Raw genomic sequence first — 20,882 nt, 5'->3', positions numbered from 1 at the left:
GTCTGCAGCGGCGGCGCCTCCGACAACGAGGTACGCCGCAGCACCAACGTCGTGGCCGCCCAACTCATGCCCGCCAGTAGACCGAAGATATCCCCCACCAACATGGCACCCGCATTCGCGCCCTCGCCGCTGGGCGCCATGGCGAGTACCAGGCCCGCAAAGGCCAGCGCCATGCCCCACCACTGGCGCTTGGCCAGCTGTTCTCCGGGTACCAGGAAATGCAGCCCCAGGCCCGCGAATACCGGCGCGGTATACAGGAAGACCGACATGTGAGATGCCGTGGTGTAGTGGAGCCCCAATGCCACGAACACGAATTCGAAGGTAAAGCCCAGGCCAACCAGTATCCCCGGCCCGAGGCCCGCCACGAAATCACGCCACTGGATGCCTCGCAGGGCCGCCAGCCCCCATATGAGAATGGCCGCCAGCATCGAACGCAGCGCAATCTGACTCAGCGGCGCAATGTCCGCCGCGGCCGATTTGATCGCCACCTGCTGCAGGCCCAGCGCCACACAGAACAGCACCATGGCCGCGCCGGCCGGCACATCGATGGCACGACGCGTCGGTAACGCCGCGCCGGCTGTGGATGATGCGGAAGAACAAGACATGGGACCTCCCCCCTCGATACGGCTCACACAGGCATCGGCGCTATCTCCACCGTGCCTGGAAATCCGATGAACCAGGTCGGGAAGTGGACCATTTGCCGCCTGGGCCGCCAAGCGATTATCTTGCAGGGCCAGGCTCAGGAAAACTCAACTCATGAAGATCGAACGCCTGCCTCTCAATGGCCTGCGAGCCCTCGCAGCGGCCTCTCGCGAGGGCAGCTTCAAGGTGGCGGCAGACCGACTGGGTGTCACGCCTGGGGCGGTCAGCCGTCAGATCAAGCAGCTCGAGGAGCGTCTGACGGTGACGCTGTTCGAGCGCCATGCCAACGGTGTCAGAACCACGGCCGCCGGAAGACGCTTGGCCGAGGATGTCGATGCCGGTCTGGCACGTATCGCGGTCGGCATGGAAGCGATCGCCAATATCACGCCTGACGTCACCCGCCTGCTGCTCAGCGCACCACCCTCTTTCACCCAGTTGTGGCTGCTGCCACGGTTGGCCGATTTCGAACTCCGCCACCGCCAGCTGGAGATTTCGATCGACGCCAGCCAGGCGCTTAGCGAACCCAGCTGGCACGATACGGACGCCCGTCTGGCACTGCGCTACGGCAGGCCGCCCTGGCCCGGCGTCAGCACGCTGCCACTGTTCGGAGATGTACTGGTCCCGGTCTGCTCGCCGACACTGCTCGACCACCGGCCCATCGAACGGCCACAAGACCTGCTGGCACACACCCTGTTCGATGTCTGCTGGTCGACGTCGGGGAGTGGCGGCTTTCCGAACTGGAGAGACTGGTTTTCCGCGGCGGGCCTGGCCGGGCAGCCGCTTCCGACCTTGCGTCACTACTCGCTGTATGGCCTCGCCCTGGATCAGGTCATCGCGGGTCGCGGCCTGATCCTCGCCAGCCTGCCGGTGGTCGCGGACCGTCTGGTCAGCGGCGTCCTGACCTGCCCGTTCGGCGATCGATGGATGCTGCCGTCTCCGTTCCGTTATGAACTGGTCATCCCCGACAACGGCAAGCCGCCGCCAGGGATTCGCGAGTTCATCGACTGGCTGCTCGACGAGGCCCGTCATTTCAGCCTGACCACCCCCGGCATGCCGGAGCCGTAAGTCACCACTACGCGCTTGGTGGCTTGCGCCGGCCACGCCTGCCTTGCCCAAGGTTTGAGCTTCGGGGTACAGGCTGGGCTTCTCGAGCTGGCGGGCGGCCAGGGGCGTCCTGGTATAGCGCTCGAATTCGAACAGGCGATAGACCATACGCTATACCACGAGGGTATTGCATGGACCGGGAATGAGAAGGAACGGCGGGGAAGAGAGTGTCTCGAATACCGCTGCATATCCGCAGCTCGCGAGCAAAGTCGTCACTGCGGAAGGTCGTCAACGCGGGAGCGAGGGACTGGCGCCCGAAGCAGGACTCGAACCTGCAACCCACGGCTTCGAAGGCCGGTACTCTATCCAATTGAGCTATTCGGGCGCACGGCGCAGAAGATAACATTGCTCGGGCCTCCGATGCGAGTGCATCGGGGCCCGAAATGAAGCGCCCGAACGCCTGCGCTTATCCGACGCTGAGGGAACCGCTGCATAACTGTCTACACGAGCGAATGGCTGCGTTGCGCGGTACCGGTGCGCCGGTCCGATCGGAACTCGCCTAACCCCAAGTGTCTCGGTCTCTGCGTGCCGTGCGCCTTGCGCTTCATCTCGTTCGGCGATTTATTCAGCGTTTCCTTAGGGCCTGCTAACACTATGCGTCGCGAGCCACGTCGCTGCGTCAACGGCGTTCAGGCAAGGCGCGGGACACCGATCAGGGTGGTTCCCTGATCCAGTCACGCAACGCCGCCCGGGCGTCGTTGACGCGCAACCCGGGGGGACGGGCCAGTTTTGCCGCGAGGCGTTGTTGCTCGCCACGCGTTTGGAACCACCAAAACCCGAGGCTCGCGCCTAGCCTCGCGACTAAACCGGCTCCGTCGTGGCCGCGTGAATAGTGTTAACAGGCCCTAGTGCGCCATCATCTCTTCGGCGACTTCCTCACCGCTCAGGTCGGAGGGGTAGTAGGTCGGCCAGTTGGTGACCTCCTCAAGCAGCGCGTCTCGGTCGTCTCCCATGTAGAGGTGGTAGTGGTCCGCGTCGTTGGGCGATATGGCATGGTCGCTGAACTGGAAGTATTTCGGCGCTTCCTCGTCGCCACCTTCCCGCTCGAAGACATAGCGCACGCCGCGATTGCCGGCTTCATAGGTCAGAATTTCATGACCGTCGTAGACGTACTCGCCCGTGCGCGCCTCGTCCCCCTCGTAGAAGGTGACCTCGTCGCCGTCGATGACGATACGGTTCACATCGGTCTGGTAGCCCTTCTCGTAGTAGGCCTTGTATTCGGCTGCCGTCTTGTCGCCGTGCGCCGCCTTGTGGGCGAACACCGGGTCGAGGGTGCCGTCCTGCAGGTAGGGATAGACCGACTGCCAGTCCCCTTCCCAGTCGGAGAGCTTCCGATCCTCGACCTGGTCGTCGTCGAAGTAACCGGCGTAGATGTCCTTGTCCTGACCGTGGTCATGAGCGTGATCGTGGCCATGGCCGTGATCGTCATGGTCGTGCTCGTGATCCGCCGCCCAGACGGTTGAATAGCTCCCCATCGTCAATAGTCCGACGACCACCACACCCGCACTGCGCGCTGACAACAATTTCATGAACTGGCTCTCTTTTTTGAACGGACGAAGATCGAAACGCGATTGACACAATACGTTATATCATAACATTTGATCAACCACGGCAAGCGCCAGGAAACGAAGCGGCCAGAGAGGATGGGTTACGGATGCAACGCGGCGCTAGCCTCGCGTCGGGCGGGATCCCGGGCGCGAGGCGCAGTGGCGGGCAGAAGTCACGCGACTGGGTCAGGCGTAGCTGGCGCCGAAGGCCCGTCGGTCGAGCAGCCGCTGCATGGCGGCATTGGGCTTTTCGATCTTGTGGTAGAAGCGGCTCGCGGCGTAGCTTTCGTTGAAGGCGTCGAAGTAGTCGTCGAGCACGTTGGCGGCGTCGGCGTCGCCGGTCTTGCGCAGCAGTTCGGCGGCGACTTCGGCGGTGCACAGGTGCGAGGCCGAGGCCGGCTTGCGCAGCCGATAGCGGGTCAGACGATCCGTGTGGAGCGGCAATACCGGCAGGTCTGCCAGATACGGGCTCTTGCGGAAGATGCGCCGCGCCTGGCGCCAGGTCCCGTCGATCAGGATGAACACGGGAATGAAGCCGTCCTGCTTGGCGCCGATCACCGCCCGCTCGTCGACCACGCGATGCTGGTAGTCCGGCTGGTCGTCGGGAAAGACCACGAACGGCACGTAGCGCCGGTCAGCCAGCAGGGCAAGCAGGCGCGCTTCCGGCGCGGTGCGATACCAGGTGAAGGTCTGGGTCTGCGGCAATACATCGGCGATCAGGCGGCCGGTATTGGTGGGCTTGTTGTGCTCGTAGGGGTGCGTCAGCAGCCACACCTGGGCGTCGCTCGTCGCCGTGACCCGATACGGGCACAGACAGTTGAGCGCGGGCAGACGGCAGCCGTCGCAACGCACGACGAAGCTGCCCCGCGCCTTGAACTCGCGGCGCGGCGGCATCGCCTCGCCGGACGCCGGTGCGTGTGAAGCATCGGCGGCGGGCGCGTCGTTCTCGCTCGGCGACCCGTAGTCGGTCATCCAGTCAGCATCGTTACGCATGGCTCGGCAGTCTCTGCACTACAGCGGGGCGCGCATTCTACCACCTCGCCCCGCTGTCTCGGACCCGCAATCGAGGAAAGATCTGTATCAATTGCCTTAGCGACCAGTGCTCTCGCTCGCTTTCGACGTCTCGCCGTGAGAGGGAACGCCGCGCTGTTTCCAGTATCCCGCCAGCACGGAGCCGGAGACGTTGTGCCAGACCGAGAACAGCGCGCCCGGCAGTGCGGCGCCGGCGGTGAAGAACTGATTGGCGAGGGTGACCGCCAGCCCGGAATTCTGCAGGCCCACCTCGAAGGCGATGGTGCGCGCGGTGCGGATATCGAAGCCCAGCGCGCGGCTCAGCCAGTAGCCGCCGGCAAGCCCGATGCTGTTGTGAGCGATGACCGCGATCGCCACGATCGGCCCCAGGGTCGCCAGGTTACCGGCGTTGAGCGCGACCACGATGGCGATGATCAGCACGATGGCGGCCATGGCCAGCGTCGCCAGGGCCGATTCGATCTTGCGGATCCGTGCCCCCAGCAGGTGGTGGACGATGACCCCCAGTGCAATCGGCGCGATGACCAGTTGCGCGATGCTCATCAGCATGCCCAGGACCGGCACGTCGATGGTCTGGCCGACCAGCAGCCAGGTGATGAACGGCGTGGCGACGACCGAGATCACGGTGGAGACCATGGTCATCGAGACCGACAGCGCCACGTGGCCGCCGGCGAGCCAGGTCATCACGTTGGAGGAGGTGCCCCCGGCGGTGGCGCCGACCAGGATCATCCCGGTGGTGAGCTCCGGGCTCAGGCCCAGCACGCGCGACACCAGCAGCGCTGCCACCGGCATGATCAGGAACTGCAGGATGACGCCGACGGCGATCGGCTTGGGCGCCTTGATCACGCGGGCGAAGTCCTCGCGGGTCAGGGTCAGCCCCATGGCGAACATGATCACCACGAGCAGCGTCTTGATATCCGCTTTCAGCCCGACGAACAGCTGCGGCTCGAAGGCGGCGATGACGGCCAGCAAGACGGCCCAGACCGGGAACAGCCGGTTGATGCGTTCAAACATGATGATGTGTCCTAGCGATGGTGTGACTCGCCGGTGGGCAAGCCGGGGCCGCTCGAGCGGCTCTGTCGGGATCGATACGAAAAGAAGCCACGGCTCCAATATCGGCCGGGCGCGCTATTCTGCCGTACCGCGAGCCGCGACTAAATAGGCAAAAGGCGGCAGGCGCCGGGGATACCCGCCCCGGCCGCAAGCCCGAGAGGCCTTCAGCCGTCGAAACCGCCCTGCTCGCGCCACCGCGCCACCAGCGCCGGCACGCCCCGGCTGGCCGGTTCCGCGACGGGGCTGACACCGGGCGGCGCCAGGTCGCGGGCGTGGGGGTCGACCAGCCAGCACGGCGCCTCCAGCGGCGCCTGTTCCAGCAGCAGTGCCGCCGGCATCACCGCCAGTGACGTGCCGACGACCAGCAGGGCATCGGCCTCCAGGACGATGTCGCAGGCTTCCGCGTAGCGCGGCACGGCCTCGCCGAACCAGACCACGTCCGGGCGCAACTGGCTGCCCTTGTCGCACAGATCGCCGATCGCGATGGTACCTCGGGCCGAGACCTCTTCCACCGGGTAGCGCAGATCGGCATCGACGGACGATCGCGCCAGCCGGATCTCGCCGTGCAGGTGCAGCACATGGCGGGAACCGGCGCGCTCGTGCAGGTCGTCGATATTCTGGGTGACCACGCTGACCCGAAACCCCGCCGCCTCGAGCTCGGCCAGCGCCAGGTGCGCGGCGTTCGGGCGTGCCCGGCGGGCCTGCTCGCGACGCTCGTCGTAGAAGCGCAGCACGGTCTCCGGATCCCGCGCCCAGGCTTCGGGGGTCGCCACATCCTCGACACGATGGTTTTCCCACAGGCCGTCGCCGTCGCGAAAGGTTCTGAGGCCGCTCTCGGCGCTGATGCCGGCGCCGGTCAGCACCACCAGATGGGGTTGGGTGTGATCACTCATGACGCAATACGCCTTCCTTCAAGCTGGACCTTCAGCGAGGCTAGCATGCACCGCCGCCGCGGACACCCGTCGCCGACAGACGCCACGCTACCCTCGGTCCCGCGACAGGCCCCTTGAGATACCCCGCCCCAGCCCCGACAATAGCGACCCGTTCCGCTTTGCGAGCCCATCTCATGACCGCGACGCCTGCCACGACCGCGCGCCCTGCGCCGCTGGCGGTGATCTACCGCGATGCGCGGCTGATCGCCGTGGCCAAACCGCCCGGGATGCTGGTGCATCGCACGGCGCTGGCCCGCGGCGAAACCCGCTTCGTGATGCAGACGCTGCGCGATCAGATCGGTCAGCACGTCTATCCGGTCCACCGGCTGGACCGCCCCACCGGCGGCGTGCTGCTGTTCGCGCTGGACAGCGAAGCGGCCGCGGCGTTGACGCGCACCTTCACCGAGCAGCGCGTGACCAAGCGCTACCTGGCCGTGGTACGCGGCTGGGGGCCGGAAGCGATCAGCGTCGATGCCTCGCTGCGCGAGGAGGACGGCCTTCGACCCAAGGCGGAGATGCCCGAGCAGGCGGCGCTGACCCATTTTCGGCGACTGGCGACGGCGGAGCTCCCGGTGGCGGTGGACCGCTATCCGCAGTCGCGCTACTCGCTGATGGAAGCGCGGCCGGAAACGGGCCGGCGCCACCAGATCCGTCGCCATCTGGCCCGCTGCGGCCATCCGATCATCAATGACGCCAAGCACGGCAAGGGCATTCACAACCGCTACTTCCGCGATCACCTGGATTGCCCGCATCTGCTGTTGTCCGCCGTACAATTGACGCTGACACATCCGTTCGAGGAGCGCCGGCTGACGCTGGAGGCGGCCCCCGACGACCATTTCTCCGCCCTGCTCATCCGGTTCGGCTGGCAGGCGCACCTGACGCGACACGGCGCCCGATGGCAGATGCCCGATGCGAGCACGACACCGGCCGAACCGAGCGATGCCCTTTCATGATCGAGACCCCATGAGCGACGACGCCAAGACTCTCAACGACGCCCCCGAACCCGCCAACGACGGCGAGCGTGACGACTACGACTTCCGCTTCGGCGGCATTCGGCGTCTCTACGGCACCCGTGCGGCCGACGCCTTCCGGCGCGCGCATGTGGTCGTGATCGGCGTGGGCGGCGTCGGTAGCTGGAGTGCCGAGGCGCTGGCGCGCTCCGGCATCGGCAGGCTGACCCTGATCGACCTGGACGATGTCTGTGTCTCCAACGTCAACCGCCAGCTTCACGCCCTGGACGGCCAGATCGGCAAGCCCAAGGTCGAGGTGCTGGCCGAGCGCTGCCGCGCGATCTGGCCGGGCATCGAGATCCACGCCGATGCCGCCTTCATCACCCCGACCAACCTCGCCGAGCGGATTCCGATTGATGCCGATCACGTGATCGACGCCATCGATCACGTCGGCGCCAAGGCGGCGCTGATCCACTACTGCCACCGCCGCAAGCTGCCGATCACCGTGACCGGCGGCGCCGGCGGCCAGAGCGATCCGACCCGCGTGCAGGTGGCGGATCTCACCCGCACCGAACACGATCCGCTGCTGGCCAAGGTGCGCTCGAAGCTGCGCCGGGATTTCGGCTTTTCGCGCAATCCCAAGCGCCGCTTCGGCGTCGAGTGCGTCTATTCCGACGAGCAGTTGGTCTACCCCGGCGAGGATGGCGAAGTCTGCCTGCAGAAGCCGGCTCCGGGCCAGGCCACGCGCCTCGACTGCGCCGCCGGCTTCGGCGCGGTGAGCGTGGTCACCGGCACCTTCGGCTTCGTGGCGGCCGGACGCGTACTGACCCGGCTTGCCGCCAGGGCCGCGGGCTCGGCCGAACCCCCGAAGACGCCAGCGGCGGCCGAGACGCACCGTGCATCGGCAGAACCGTCAGTCGACACCCAGGAGACCCCCCATGAGTGAACATCGCAAGCCGGTACCGGGCATCTATCGTCACTACAAGGGCCAGCTCTACGAGGTGCTCGATGTCGCCCAGCACAGCGAGACCGAGGAGTGGCTGGTGGTCTACCGGGCGCTCTACGGCGACTACGGGCTGTGGGTGCGCCCGCTCGCCATGTTCTGCGAGCAGGTCAGCGTCAGCGACGAACCGGTGGCACGGTTCGCGCTGGAGAAGGCGTTCCGCTAAGCGCTGCTTGAAAGATTACGGTTTCCCGCATGAACGATTTTACGGCTGATCGATTTCCCGTATTCCCGTACAATTCGCTGCTTTCCAAGCGACGGCCCGACAATCCACACGGTGGTATCCACAACAAGGGCCGGCGAATCATTTCCCACGGGAGGAAGCATGAGCGTACGCGTCGGCGTGATCATGGGTTCGAAGTCGGACTGGTCGACTCTCTGCCATACCGTCGAGACCCTGGAAAAGCTGGGTATCGAGCATGAAACCAAGGTGGTCTCCGCCCACCGCACGCCGGACCTGCTGTTCGAATACGCCGAGACCGCTGCCGACCGGGGCCTGGAAGTGATCATCGCCGGCGCCGGCGGCGCGGCCCACCTGCCCGGCATGTGCGCCGCCAAGACGCGGCTGCCGGTGCTGGGCGTGCCGGTGAAGTCGAGCACGCTCTCCGGGATCGATTCGCTGCTCTCCATCGTCCAGATGCCGGCCGGCGTTCCCACCGCGACGCTGGCGATCGGCCGCGCCGGGGCGATCAACGCCGCCCTGCTCGCCGCCGCCATGCTGGCCAACCACGACGAGCGCATCCGCGAGGCGCTGGAAGCGTTCCGCGCCGAACAGACGCAGCAGGTGCTCGACAACCCCGATCCTCGACCCGCAGATCAGGAGCCCTCATGAGAATCGGCATCGTCGGCGGCGGCCAGCTCGGCCGCATGCTCGCCCAGGCGGGCGCGCCACTGGATATTCGCTTCACCTTCCTCGATCCCGGCAGCGAGCCGTGTGCGGCCGTCCACGGCCAGCACCTGCAGGCCGACTGGCAGGACCCGGAGGCGTTGAACACGCTGACCGCCACCTGTGACGCCATCACCTTCGAATTCGAGAACGTGCCGGCCGAGGCGGTCGAGCGGCTGGCCGAACGCCGCCCGGCCTATCCGCCCGCCTCGGCGCTGGCCACGGCGCGGGATCGCTGGCTCGAGAAGTCGCTGTTCCGCTCGCTGGATATCGACGTACCGCCCATTGCCCGGATCGATAGCCAGGCCGACCTCGATACCGCGGTGGCCGAGATCGGCCTGCCGGTGGTGATCAAGACCCGGACCATGGGCTACGACGGCAAGGGCCAGAAGGTGCTGCGCGAATCGGAAGACGTCGCCGGCACCTTCGAGGAGCTGGGCGGCGTGCCGTTGATCCTCGAGGGGTTCATCGATTTCGACCACGAGATCTCGGTGATTGCCGTGCGCGGCCGCGACGGCGAGATCCGCCACTGGCCGGTGGTGCGCAACGAGCATCGCCAGGGCATCCTGCACCGTTCGGTGCCGCAGGTCGCGCATCCGCTGCAGGCGCAAGCGGAGGATTACGCCAGCCGGGTCATGAACGAACTCGATTATGTCGGGGTGATGGCGTTCGAGTTCTTCGTCACCGCCGCCGGGCTGCTCGCCAACGAGATCGCCCCCCGGGTCCACAACTCCGGCCACTGGAGCATCGAGGGCGCGGTGATCAGCCAGTTCGAGAATCACGTCCGCGCCGTCGCCGGCCTGCCGCTGGGCGAGACCGAGCGCCTGGCACCGTGCGCGATGCTCAACTTGATCGGCGCCTTCCCCGAGCGCGACGCCGTGCTCGCCCTGCCCGGCACCCGCTGGCACGACTACGGCAAGGCACCCCGGCCGGGCCGCAAGATCGGCCATGTCACGATTCTCGCCGAAGACGACGAGACGCTGAAGACGCGCGTCGAGGCGGTCGAGGCGCTACTGGTCAACGATCTCGGCTGAGCGTCGCCCGGACCTCACGAAAAAAGCCCCGGTGTCAGCTCGAGCTGACATCGGGGCTTTTGGTTGAAGCGTGCGCCTGGTCAGGCGCAGCGCCTCACTCCTTGTCGGTCGTGAACATGTGCTTCTGCAGATAGTTCTGGATGCCAACCTTGTCGATCAGGCCCAGCTCCGCCTCGAGCTTGTCGATGTGCTCTTCTTCGTCGTCGAGAATCTTGATGAACAGGTCGCGGCTGACGTAATCGCGAACGGATTCGCAGTAGGGAATCGCTTCCTGCAGGTCGGCGCGGGCCTTGTGCTCGATCTTGAGATCGCTCTCGAGCATCTCCTGGCAGTTCTCGCCGATATTGAGCTTGCCCAGGTCCTGCAGGTTGGGAATGCCTTCCAGGAACAGGATGCGCTCGATCAGCTTGTCGGCATGCTGCATCTCTTCGATGGACTCTTCGTACTCCCACTTGGCCAGCACGCTGAGCCCCCAGTCCTTGTACATCTTGCTGTGCAGGAAGTACTGGTTGATCGCGACCAGCTCGTTGCCGAGCACGGTGTTGAGATAGGTGATGACCTTGGCGTCGCCTTTCATTGTCGTGTTCTCCTCATGGTGTCTCTGGCGATGGGGAGGCACGTTGTGGCCACGCACTCCCATCGGATCGGCACCACCCGGCCGGGCAGCATCGATCCAGTGATCGCAGTATCACCCATGCGATCCAGAAATTACAACCATTACAGTAGGTTACGACAATATCTCATCTGCAAGCCGTTGGCAGATGGAAACGCGGCTGATAACGACTCGCGCTATCGCAGGGCGGTCGCCGTCACGACGCGAAGGCGGAAATCGGTTCGAAATCAAGTAGAAGCCGTGGCCGCGGGAGGGGGCAAGCGCGGTCAGACCGCGTAGGCGAGGTCCGGATCCATCGCCATTTCCTGGCTGATCGCTTCGCGCATGACGCTCTTGCCGGTGCAGGCGCACTTGCCGCACTGGCCGGCGCAACCGGTGGCCTCGCGAACTTCACGCCAGCTGCGGGCGCCACTCGAGACGGCATTTTCGATATCGCGGTCAGTGACCCCAACACAAAGACAGACGTACACGGCCAAACCTCACTGGTAACGTGATAGCAAATGTAAATGATTCGCATAGGCAATTTCAACCCGTAATCGAAATCATCTCGCCTGACGTTAGTGGAGGCCGGCTTAACGCAACCTGATGCCGCCGCCAACGCTCGCCAGCCACGCTTTTCCCCGTGCCATTGAACCCGCCGTCGCTGTCGATTGCTCCTCCCCTCCCCCTCCCCGAACGCAAGAACGCCGCGCCCTTTCGGGTCGCGGCGTCTCGGTGATCCACTTTTGTGATGTCTGTCAGAACCTGTCCACGATCTGATTCTCAGCCGGTACGGCGCAGCAGCCAAAAACCGAGTAGATAACAGGCCGCCGTCGGCACCACCACCGCCAGCGAGGGCGAGAAGCCGAACAGCACCGACGCCGGCGCCAGCAGGTCCTGCAGGTACTTGAAGGTCAGGCCGACGATCACGCCGTAGAAGATACGTGTCCCCGCGGCCACGCTGCGCAGCGGGCCGAACACGAACGAGGCCGCCAGCAGCACCAGTCCGGCCAGCGTCACCGGCAGCAGGCTCTTCTGCCAGAAGTAGAGCAGCGGCTGCGTGGCCTCCTGCCCCTGCGCTCGCAGATAGTCGGCATAGCGCCAGAGACTGGTGATGGGCTGGCTGTCCAGCGGGCGCAGCAGTCGGGTCAACTGCGCCGGGGTCAGCGCCGTGTCCCAGCTCTCGCTGGGCAGCGTCTCGGCGCGAGTCGCGCCCTCTTCGAAATGGGTGATCCTGACATCTTCCAGCGTCCAGGCGTCGCCATCCCAAACCGCTCGCGCAGCCTGGGTGGCATCGACCAGCCGTTGCCCATCGAAGTGGTACCGGGTGAAGTTGATCAGGGTATCGTCGGCACGAATGGTACCGAAGCGATAGAAGTCGTCCCCCTCGCGCTGCCAGCCGCCACGGTGCGAGAGCACGGCTTCCGAGCCTTCCGACTGCTCCAGCCGCCACGCCTCGGCGTGCTGCTCCGTCGCCGGGCTGACGAACTCGCCTATCGCCATGGTGATCAGGATCACCAGCACCAGGGGCTTGAGCACGCCCAGCAGAATACGGCCCAGCGAACGGCCCGAGGCGCGCATCACCGTCAGTTCGTTGTTGGAAGCCATGCCGCCGAGGCCGACCAGCGCGCCGATCAGCACCGCGACGGGGGCGTATTCGTAGAAGCGCCAGGGCAGCCGCATGATCAGATAGAGCAGCACGTCCAGGGCGGTGTAGCCGCCCGAGACGTCTCCCAGGTCGTTGATGTAGGAGATCACCAGGTCCAGGCCCAGCACCATGACCTGAACCACCAGCATCGCGCCGAGCACGTTGCGGGCGATGTAACGGTCGAGACGATCGATCAACATCAGCGGCCTCCCCGCGTCTGGTCGCGACGGATCAGGAACAGCCCCAGCGTCAGGTAGACCAGGTGGATCGGCCACATGCCGATGCCGGACGGCAGGCCGCCCCGGGCGATCGCGTCCTGGGCCGCCAGCAGCAGGCTGAGATAGCTGATATGCAGGAAGATCGCCGGCAGCAGCTTGGCGAAGCGTCCCTGGCGCGGATTGACCCGCGACAGCGGCAGTGCCAGCAGGGTCAGGATGGGAATCATCAACGGCATCGAGAGGCGCCACTGCAGCTGCGCCATCGACTCGTCGTCGCCGTCGGCGATCAGTTCCGGCGTGCTCATCAGCTCGCTGTCGACGTCGACCTCGCCGGTGTCGTCGGTCGCCAGGCGAACGCCATAGCTACCGAACTCCAGTTTCTCCGCGACCGGGCTGCCGGGCTCGACGCTGTAGCGCTGGCCGTTCTCGAGTACCAGGTAGCGGCTGCCGGTATCCGGGTCGGTGGTCTGGTAGCCGCCCTCGGCCCGCGTCACCACCTGCTGCGGCGACCCGTTGCCGCCGGTCTGGCGCTCGCTGATGAAGACGTTCTGCATGCGCGACCGGTCATCACTGAGGGACTGGGTGTAGGCGGTGCGGTCGTTGCCGAAATCCTGGAATCGACCGGGTGTCAGCAGCGAGAAATCGAGCTGACTCTGCTGCTCGTCGATCAGACGCTCGTTGTGGGCGGCGCCCGCCGGTGTCAGCCACAGGCTGCAAAGCCCGACCAGCACCGCGATCAGCGCCGCCGGCAGCAGCGTGACCTGCAACAGCCGGTTGGGGCTGATGCCGCAGGCGACCAGCACGGTGATCTCGCTGTTCAGGTAGAGCTGGCCGTAGGCGAGCAGAATCGCGAGGAAGAACGACAGCGGCAGCACCAGCTCGAGGAAGCTGGGCATGTGGAAGAGCATCAGCGTGCCCAGCGCACTGAGTGGCAGTTCGCCCTGGGCCGCGTCGGTGAAGTAGCGAATGAAGCGACTGCCCATGATCACCAGCAGCAGCACGCCGGCCACCGCCGACATGGTCAGCAGAATCTCGCGTGTCAAATAACGGGATACAATCAACATCGACTCCTGATTTGGCTTCCTGCCGCAGCCCGACCCAGCGCTCGGACCGGACGATCCCGGCCATCGCACCTGCCGCCGGTAAGTCTGCCGTCACGCCCCCGACGATACGAACCGCCGATACGGCTTGTGCAACGCGCTTCGGCTTTGCGTAAACTGGCCAATCGATGGGACATTCGTCGGCGGCGATGGGTTCGGGCCGCTCGAAAACGTTCGCGGTGTCGATCCCGGCGCTCACCGCCATTGCCGCGCACCTCCACCCGGCGCCATTATCCTGAATCACCGCTCGCTTGTCTCGTTACCGACAGGCTTGTCCGCTCAATCGTTCATTGGAGACGACATGGAATTTTCCGTACTGACCGTCAATCCGGCCAAGGTCGAGACAGCCTGCCTCGTGGTACCGCTGTTTCAGGATGGCGATCTGCTGTCCGCCGCTGCCAAGCTGGATGACGCCAGCGAGCGCTTGATCGCACAACTCGTCGAGCGCGGCGACTTCACCCCCGAACTGGCCAATGTCCAGTTGATCCCGTTCGCGCCGGGCCTCGCCGCCGAGCGACTGCTGCTGGTTGGCCTGGGCAAGCGCGAGACCTTCAATGAAGGCGCCCTGCGCAAGGCGCTGGACGGTGCCTTCACCGCGCTGGCCAAACTGCCGGTGGATGGCGCCGCGGTGGCGTTCGCCGATGCAGAAGTCGAAGATCGCGATACCGCCTGGAACGCGCAGATGACGCTGGAAGCCGCCACCCGCGCCGTCTACCGCTTCACCGAGTGCAAATCCACCCAGCCGACACTGCCGCAGTTGCGCAAGATCGAACTGCTGGTCTCGGAGGCCAATCAGGCCGACGGCGCCAAGGCCGGCGCCCGTATCGGCGCGGCCCTGGGCGACGGCGTCAACCTCGCCCGCACCCTGGGCAATCTGCCCGGCAACATCTGCACGCCGACCTACCTGGCCAATCAGGCCGAGACGCTGGCCGGGGAATCCGCCGGCTCGCTGACGGTAGAGATCCTCGATGAAGCCGAGCTGGAGGCGCTGGGTGCCCACTCGCTGCTGGCGGTCGGTCGCGGCAGCGCCGAGCCCTCCAAGCTGATCGTGATGAAGTATCAGGGTGCCGACGACGCCGAAGAGTCGCCCCACGTGCTGGTCGGCAAGGGCATTACCTTCGATACCGGCGGCATCTCGCTCAAGGCGGGTGCCGGCATGGACGAGATGAAATTCGACATGTGCGGCGCTGCCAGCGTCTTCGGCACCATGAAGAGTCTCATCGCGCTGAAGCCGAAGCTCAATGTGGTGGCGATCGTCGCCAGCGCCGAGAACATGCCGGACGGCCGCGCGATCAAGCCCGGCGATATCGTCACCACGCTCAAGGGACTGACCGTCGAGATTCTCAATACCGATGCCGAAGGTCGTCTGGTGCTGTGCGACGCCCTGACCTATGCCGAGCGTTTCGAGCCGGCCAGTGTGGTCGACATCGCCACCCTGACCGGGGCCTGCGTCATCGCGCTGGGCGATCACGCCAGCGGCCTGTTCTCCAACGACGACGATCTCGCGCTGGACCTGCTCGAAGCCGGCGAGGCCTCCTGGGATCGCGCCTGGCACATGCCGCTGTGGGACGACTACCAACAGCAACTGGACTCCAACTTCGCCGATCTCGCCAATATCGGCGGTCGGCCGGCTGGCGCCATCACGGCGGCGTGCTTCCTGTCACGCTTCGCCGACAAGTATCCATGGGCACACCTCGATATCGCCGGCACCGGCTGGGACAGCGGCAAGCAGAAAGGCGCCAGTGGCCGCCCGGTGGGACTGCTGACCCGCTACCTGCTGGATCGCGAGAGCGAACTGGTGGTGACGCCGGAGGCGTGATGTCGAATCGCGAGCCGGGCCGCACAGGCCCGGTTCGTCGTCCGGCGCATCGCTGACACGCTCCTCTCAACAGGCACGCTCCTCTCAACATGAAAGGCCCGACATGTTTATCGTTTCACTCTCCTACAAGGTGTCGATCGATCAGGTCGAAGCGCATCTCGAAGGCCACATCGCGTGGCTGAAGAGCGCCTATCAGCGCCAGATACTGCTGGCATCGGGGCGCAAGGTGCCACGTACCGGTGGCGTTCTACTCGCGCGTGGGGATCGTGCCACGCTCGAGGCATGCCTGGCCGAGGATCCGTTCAAGATCCACGACCTTGCGGATTACGAGATCGTCGAATTCGAGCCATCTCTCGCGGCGCCAGGCCTGGAAGGACTGCTGGAATAAGCCGCTATCCCCCACTACCCACCCCAACGCTTTGCGTGCTAATTTGGATGGTCCGCTGCCTGGGGTCCCGGGCAGTTCCCAACCGAGGTCGTCGACCGCCTGCCGCCGCGCTCGCGGGGCCAGGCATCATGGACTGTCAGGAGAAGTCGCAGTGTCCACTTCAGGTTTCGAAGCCCGCCTTTCCTCCAACCCGCTCGATGCCACTCTGCGCAACGAGATTCTTGCCAACCCGGGCTTCGGCCGCTACTTCACCGATCACATGGTACATGTACGCTGGACCAGGTCGGACGGCTGGCAGCGCGGCGAGATTCGCCCCTACGGGCCGCTGCTGATCGACCCGGCCTCGCCGGTGCTGCATTACGGTCAGGAGATCTTCGAGGGCATCAAGGCCTATCGTCACGCCGACGGCTCGGTCTGGACCTTCCGTCCGGAGAAGAACGCCGCTCGCTTCCGCGCCTCCGCCCGCCGCCTGGCGCTGCCGGAACTCGATGACGAGACGTTCCTCGGATCGCTCAAGACGCTGGTCGCGCAAGATGCCGCCTGGGTGCCGACCCCGCAAAACGAAGCCGAAGAGTGCAGTCTTTACCTGCGCCCGTTCATGATCGGCAACGGCAAGTCGCTGGGCGTCAAGCCGGCCGCCGAGGTCGACTACTACCTGATCGCCTCACCAGCGGCCTCCTACTTCAAGGGTGGCGGCAAGCCGATCTCGATCTGGCTCTCCCAGCATTACAACCGCGCCGCGCCCGGCGGTACCGGCTTCGCCAAGTGCGGTGGCAACTACGCCGCTTCGCTGCTGGCCCAGGCCGAAGCCGAGAGCCACGGCTGCGACCAGGTCGCCTTCCTCGACGCGGCGGAAAACAAGTGGATCGAAGAGCTGGGCGGCATGAACCTGTTCTTCGTCTACCGCGATGGCCGCCTGGTGACCCCGGCGCTGACCGGCACCATTCTCGAAGGCGTCACCCGTGACTCCATTCTGGAGCTGGCTCGCGATGCCGGCCTGACGCCGGAAGAGCGCCCCATCAGCATCGACGAGTGGCGCGACGGCGTCGCCAGCGGCGAGATCGTCGAGGTCTTCGCCTGCGGCACGGCCGCCGTCATCACCCAGATCGGCGAGCTGGTGACCGAGAGCGACCGAATCGTCACGCCGCCAGTCGACGGCGAGGCGATCAGCGCCAGACTGCGCAAGCGACTGCTGGATATCCAGTACGGTCGTAGCGAAGACAGCCGCGGCTGGCTGATGCGATTGGCCTGATGCGGGTGGCCCGATTTCGTCCTAAGCTCCTGTAGGAACTGGATCGATCGCCGGTGCCGAAACGACCGCCCACCGGCGGTCGTTTCGTCTCGAGGCTCTCGAGGAACCTCGCACGAGGCGACCCACTCACGAATAAGGATGACGCAATGAAACCCGTGATGATCATTACCGGTGCCGGTCGTGGCATCGGCGCTGCCACCGCGATCATGGCCGCCCAGAAGGGCTATGCCGTCGCCGTGAACTACCGCAGCGACAAGGCCTCCGCCGACAAGGTGGTGGCCGAGATCGAATCCGACGGTGGCCGCGCCATCGCGATTCAGGCCGACGTCGTCGACGAAGCGGCGATCGTCGCCATGTTCGAGACCGTCGACCGCGAGCTGGGCCGGGTCGACGTACTGGTCAACAACGCCGGCGTGGTCGACCAGATCAGTCGTGTCGACGAGATGAGCTTCAAACGCGTCGACCGGATGATGAAGATCAACGTGGTCGGGCCGTTCATCTGCGCCCGCGAAGCGATCAAGCGCATGTCGACCCAGAGTGGCGGCAGGGGCGGCGCGATCATCAACGTCGGCTCCGCCGCCTCGCACCTCGGTGGGGCCGGTGAGTACGTCGACTACGCCGCCTCCAAGGGCGCCATCGATACCATGACCGAGGGGCTTTCGAAGGAAGTCGCCGGCGAAGGCATTCGCGTCAACACCATCCGGCCCGGCGTCATCCGCACCACCATTCATGCCAGCGGCGGCAACCCTGACAAGCCCGACATCGCCGGCTCGGTGATCCCGATGGGTCGCATCGGCGAGCCGGAGGAGATCGCCAACGGCATCCTGTGGCTGGCCGAGGCCGGGTTCACCACTGGGGCATTCGTCGACATCGACGGCGGCGTCTAGTCCTCCATCGATTGGCTGCGCGTCGCCCAGGCGGCGTTGAATCCAGCTTCGCGATGCTCATTGAAGAACCCTCAACTGCGCTCGCTTAGCTGGATTCGCCTTGCCTGAAGCTAGCTCGCGCAATCGCTCGGGTTCGCTTGAGATCACCCATCTCTCTCGGCGCCGACTCAGGTAACATTGGTAACTCGCAACCCGGGCTCTTAGCTCTTAGCTCTTAGCTCTTAGCTCGTAGCTCGTAGCTCGTAGCTCGTAGCTCGTAGCTCGTAGCTCGTAGCCCGGATTGTCCTTCTTCCCGCTTCCAGGCGCGAAGCGCCGCTCTTACCGCTTACAGCTCCCCGAAGGGGATTTATGACCAAAGTCGATTTCTACATCCTGCCCGATACCACGCTGGAAGCGCGGTTGAGCTTCGCCTGTCGACTGGCGGAGACGATCTATCGCAAGGGTTATCAGCTGCATATCCATACCCAGGACGAAACCATGGCCCGCGAGCTCGACGAGCTGCTGTGGACGTTCCGCGAGGAGAGCTACGTCCCGCATCGCGTCGCGGGGGATGCCATGGAGCCGCCTCCGCCGGTGACGATCGGCTGGGAAACCGTGCCGGAACCGGGCGTGCAGGCGATGCTCAATCTGAACGACGAGATTCCCGAGTGGTTCTCGCGGCTGGAGCGCGTCGCCGAGATCATCAACCAGCATCAGGACGTGCTGCGTACCAAGCGCGCCTGCTGGAAGACCTACAAGGATCGGGGGTATCGGGTCGAGGCACACAAGCTCTGACCCGAGGCAACGGCTGATGCCCTGCTCTCGTATCCGACACGCCGGCCTGACTCCGCGGCCATCGACAAGGTATAATCCCCGCCATTTTTCGCTACGCGGCATTTCGCCGTGCCGCGTGTCGTCGTCACCGATTCGAGCCCGATAGCCGCCATGGACAAGACGTACCAACCCGATCAGATCGAAACCCGCTGGTATGAACGCTGGGAAGCCGACAACCGTTTCGCACCCAGCGGCGAAGGCGAGCCCTTCTCGATCATGATCCCGCCGCCCAACGTGACCGGCAGCCTGCACATGGGCCACGCCTTCCAGGACACGATCATGGACACGCTGGTGCGCTGGAAGCGGATGCGCGGCAACAACACGCTGTGGCAGGTGGGAACCGATCACGCCGGCATCGCCACCCAGATGCTGGTGGAGCGCAAGGTCGCGGCCGAGGAAGGCAAGAGCCGCCACGATCTCGGCCGCGACGCGTTCACCGCCAAGATCTGGGAGTGGAAGGAGGAGTCCGGCGGCCATATCACCCGCCAGCTGCGGCGCATGGGCGCCAGCGTCGACTGGAGCCGCGAGCGCTTCACCATGGACGACGGCTTCTACGAGGCGGTGCAGGAAGTGTTCGTGCGCCTGCATGACGAGGGCCTGATCTATCGCGGCAAGCGCCTGGTCAACTGGGACCCGACGCTGCACACCGCGATTTCCGATCTCGAAGTGGAGAACCGCGAGCAGCAGGGTCAGTTCTGGCACTTCCGCTACCCGCTGGCCGACGGCGTCACCACCGCCGACGGCAAGGCGTACCTGGTCGTCGCCACCACCCGCCCGGAGACGCTGCTCGGCGACACCGGGGTGGCGGTCAATCCGGAAGATCCGCGCTACGCCTCGCTGATCGGCAAGTTCATCGAACTGCCGCTGGTCGGCCGCCGGATTCCGGTGATCGCCGACGAGCACGCCGACATGGAGAAGGGTTCGGGCTGCGTCAAGATCACCCCGGCCCACGACTTCAACGACTATGAAGTCGGCAAGCGCCACGACCACGCGCTGATCAACGTCTTCTCGCAAGACGCGACCATTCTCGAGCGTGCCGAAGCCTTCGACCTGCAGGGCCGGGCGCTGGCGGATGTCGACGTCACGCTGCCCGCCGCCTACGCCGGGCTGGATCGCTACGTCGCGCGCGAGCGCATCGTTGCCGACATGGACACCGCCGGCCTGCTCGAACGGGTCGAGACGGTCACCAACACCCTCCCCTACGGCGACCGCTCCGGCGACGTCATCGAGCCGCTGCTGACGGACCAATGGTTCGTCGCGGTCGAGAAGCTGGCCAAGCCGGCGATCGAGGCGGTGGAGAACGGCGACATCGAGTTCGTGCCCAAGAATTACGAGAACATGTACTTCGCCTGGATGCGCGACCTGCAGGACTGGTGCATCTCCCGCCAGCTGTGGTGGGGCCACCGCATTCCCGCCTGGTACGACGCCGAGGGCAATGTGTTCGTCGCCCGCACCGAGGCGGAGGCGCGCGAGAAGCACGGAATCGCCGCCGACGTCACGCTGACCCAGGACGACGACGTGCTCGACACCTGGTTCAGCTCCGGGCTGTGGACCTTCGGTACCCTGGGCTGGCCCGAGAAGACCCCGGAACTCGAGACCTTCCACCCCACCAGCGTGCTGGTCACCGGTTTCGACATCATCTTCTTCTGGGTCGCGCGGATGATCATGCTGACCGGCCACTTCACCGGCGAGGTCCCGTTCAAGACCGTCTACGTTCACGGCCTGGTGCGCGACGCCCAGGGCCAGAAGATGTCGAAGTCCAAGGGCAACGTGCTCGATCCCATCGATCTGATCGACGGTATCGACCTGGAAACCCTGGTGGCCAAGCGCACCGGCAACATGATGCAGCCGCAGAAGGCACGCGCAATCGAGAAGGCGACCCGCAGCGAGTTTCCGGAAGGCATCGAGGCCCACGGCACCGACGCCCTGCGCTACACCTTCCTGTCGCTGGCCACCACCGGACGTGACATCAAGTTCGACATGGG

21 protein-coding genes and 1 tRNA gene are annotated in these 20,882 nt (G+C 65.4%); 12 read left to right on the top strand and 10 right to left on the bottom strand.

What is annotated here, in order from left to right; translation table 11 throughout:
- A partial coding sequence (locus Q0602_RS04045) for a DMT family transporter (protein ID WP_298839314.1) occupies positions 1-605 on the bottom strand: 605 nt, incomplete at its 3' end.
- Between the two features lie 151 nt (positions 606-756).
- Here Q0602_RS04045 and Q0602_RS04040 point away from each other — a divergent pair.
- Positions 757-1,707: a LysR substrate-binding domain-containing protein gene (locus Q0602_RS04040; RefSeq protein ID WP_295036826.1), complete on the top strand. Its 951-nt coding sequence runs from the start codon at positions 757-759 to the stop codon at positions 1,705-1,707.
- A gap of 287 nt (positions 1,708-1,994) precedes the next feature.
- Here Q0602_RS04040 and Q0602_RS04035 read toward each other — a convergent pair.
- The 5 genes from Q0602_RS04035 to Q0602_RS04015 form a co-directional block, all read right to left on the bottom strand.
- A tRNA-Arg gene (locus Q0602_RS04035) sits at positions 1,995-2,071 on the bottom strand.
- A 520-nt stretch (positions 2,072-2,591) separates the two neighbouring features.
- A complete protein-coding gene (locus Q0602_RS04030; protein ID WP_298839311.1) occupies positions 2,592-3,275 on the bottom strand; it encodes a metal-binding protein ZinT in 684 nt (227 codons plus the stop codon).
- Positions 3,276-3,479: 204 nt separating this feature from the next.
- Entirely contained in the window at positions 3,480-4,187 is a 708-nt protein-coding gene (locus Q0602_RS04025) for a tRNA-uridine aminocarboxypropyltransferase (RefSeq protein ID WP_298839320.1), read from the bottom strand.
- A gap of 195 nt (positions 4,188-4,382) precedes the next feature.
- Positions 4,383-5,342, bottom strand: a complete 960-nt coding sequence (locus Q0602_RS04020) for a bile acid:sodium symporter family protein (RefSeq protein ID WP_298839318.1) — start codon at positions 5,340-5,342, stop codon at positions 4,383-4,385.
- A 197-nt stretch (positions 5,343-5,539) separates the two neighbouring features.
- Positions 5,540-6,268, bottom strand: coding sequence for a Sir2 family NAD-dependent protein deacetylase (locus Q0602_RS04015; protein WP_298839309.1), 729 nt, complete (start codon positions 6,266-6,268; stop codon positions 5,540-5,542).
- Positions 6,269-6,441: 173 nt separating this feature from the next.
- Here Q0602_RS04015 and Q0602_RS04010 point away from each other — a divergent pair, with 173 nt between their 5' ends.
- From Q0602_RS04010 to Q0602_RS03990, 5 genes are all read left to right on the top strand, one after another.
- Positions 6,442-7,260 carry a pseudouridine synthase gene (locus Q0602_RS04010; RefSeq protein ID WP_298839306.1) on the top strand — a complete coding sequence of 273 codons (819 nt, stop codon included), beginning with the start codon at positions 6,442-6,444 and terminating at the stop codon, positions 7,258-7,260.
- 10 nt (positions 7,261-7,270) lie between these two features.
- On the top strand, positions 7,271-8,203 hold the full coding sequence (tcdA, locus tag Q0602_RS04005; protein ID WP_298839303.1) for a tRNA cyclic N6-threonylcarbamoyladenosine(37) synthase TcdA: 933 nt from the start codon (positions 7,271-7,273) through the stop codon (positions 8,201-8,203).
- Positions 8,196-8,426 (top strand): DUF1653 domain-containing protein, encoded by a 231-nt coding sequence (locus tag Q0602_RS04000; protein ID WP_295036818.1) that lies wholly within the window; start codon positions 8,196-8,198, stop codon positions 8,424-8,426. Before tcdA ends, Q0602_RS04000 begins: the two co-directional genes overlap by 8 nt.
- A 159-nt stretch (positions 8,427-8,585) precedes the next feature.
- Positions 8,586-9,092, top strand: coding sequence for a 5-(carboxyamino)imidazole ribonucleotide mutase (gene purE, locus Q0602_RS03995; RefSeq protein ID WP_298839297.1), 507 nt, complete (start codon positions 8,586-8,588; stop codon positions 9,090-9,092).
- On the top strand, positions 9,089-10,180 hold the full coding sequence (locus Q0602_RS03990) for a 5-(carboxyamino)imidazole ribonucleotide synthase (RefSeq protein WP_298839294.1): 1,092 nt from the start codon (positions 9,089-9,091) through the stop codon (positions 10,178-10,180). The genes purE and Q0602_RS03990 overlap by 4 nt, the downstream gene beginning before the upstream one ends.
- 94 nt (positions 10,181-10,274) lie before the next feature.
- Here Q0602_RS03990 and bfr read toward each other — a convergent pair whose 3' ends face one another.
- The 4 genes from bfr to lptF all read right to left on the bottom strand — a co-directional run bounded on the left by bfr (position 10,275) and on the right by lptF (position 13,699).
- Positions 10,275-10,757: a bacterioferritin gene (bfr, locus tag Q0602_RS03985; protein ID WP_110598536.1), complete on the bottom strand. Its 483-nt coding sequence runs from the start codon at positions 10,755-10,757 to the stop codon at positions 10,275-10,277.
- Between the two features lie 302 nt (positions 10,758-11,059).
- Positions 11,060-11,263, bottom strand: a complete 204-nt coding sequence (locus Q0602_RS03980) for a (2Fe-2S)-binding protein (RefSeq protein ID WP_149433594.1) — start codon at positions 11,261-11,263, stop codon at positions 11,060-11,062.
- Positions 11,264-11,555: 292 nt separating this feature from the next.
- A complete protein-coding gene (lptG, locus tag Q0602_RS03975; RefSeq protein WP_149433593.1) occupies positions 11,556-12,620 on the bottom strand; it encodes an LPS export ABC transporter permease LptG in 1,065 nt (354 codons plus the stop codon).
- Positions 12,620-13,699, bottom strand: a complete 1,080-nt coding sequence (gene lptF / locus Q0602_RS03970) for an LPS export ABC transporter permease LptF (protein WP_298839316.1) — start codon at positions 13,697-13,699, stop codon at positions 12,620-12,622. The genes lptG and lptF overlap by 1 nt, the downstream gene beginning before the upstream one ends.
- 340 nt (positions 13,700-14,039) lie before the next feature.
- Here lptF and Q0602_RS03965 point away from each other — a divergent pair, with 340 nt between their 5' ends.
- The 6 genes from Q0602_RS03965 to Q0602_RS03940 form a co-directional block, all read left to right on the top strand.
- Positions 14,040-15,557, top strand: a complete 1,518-nt coding sequence (locus Q0602_RS03965; RefSeq protein WP_298839288.1) for a leucyl aminopeptidase — start codon at positions 14,040-14,042, stop codon at positions 15,555-15,557.
- 103 nt (positions 15,558-15,660) lie between these two features.
- The gene (locus Q0602_RS03960) at positions 15,661-15,945 is read left to right on the top strand and encodes a YciI family protein (RefSeq protein WP_298839285.1); all 285 of its coding nucleotides are present in this window, start codon (positions 15,661-15,663) and stop codon (positions 15,943-15,945) included.
- A gap of 151 nt (positions 15,946-16,096) precedes the next feature.
- Positions 16,097-17,197, top strand: coding sequence for a branched-chain amino acid aminotransferase (locus tag Q0602_RS03955; protein ID WP_298839282.1), 1,101 nt, complete (start codon positions 16,097-16,099; stop codon positions 17,195-17,197).
- Between the two features lie 146 nt (positions 17,198-17,343).
- The gene (locus Q0602_RS03950) at positions 17,344-18,084 is read left to right on the top strand and encodes an SDR family oxidoreductase (protein ID WP_298839280.1); all 741 of its coding nucleotides are present in this window, start codon (positions 17,344-17,346) and stop codon (positions 18,082-18,084) included.
- A gap of 348 nt (positions 18,085-18,432) precedes the next feature.
- Positions 18,433-18,858 carry a DNA polymerase III subunit chi gene (locus tag Q0602_RS03945; RefSeq protein WP_149433587.1) on the top strand — a complete coding sequence of 142 codons (426 nt, stop codon included), beginning with the start codon at positions 18,433-18,435 and terminating at the stop codon, positions 18,856-18,858.
- 150 nt (positions 18,859-19,008) lie between these two features.
- Positions 19,009-20,882: valine--tRNA ligase (locus Q0602_RS03940; RefSeq protein WP_298839276.1), on the top strand; the 1,874-nt coding region annotated here is incomplete at its 3' end.

This window comes from uncultured Salinicola sp. (assembly GCF_937921195.1).
GTDB lineage: Bacteria > Pseudomonadota > Gammaproteobacteria > Pseudomonadales > Halomonadaceae > Salinicola.
This window is presented reverse-complemented; position numbering and strand designations above follow the sequence as displayed.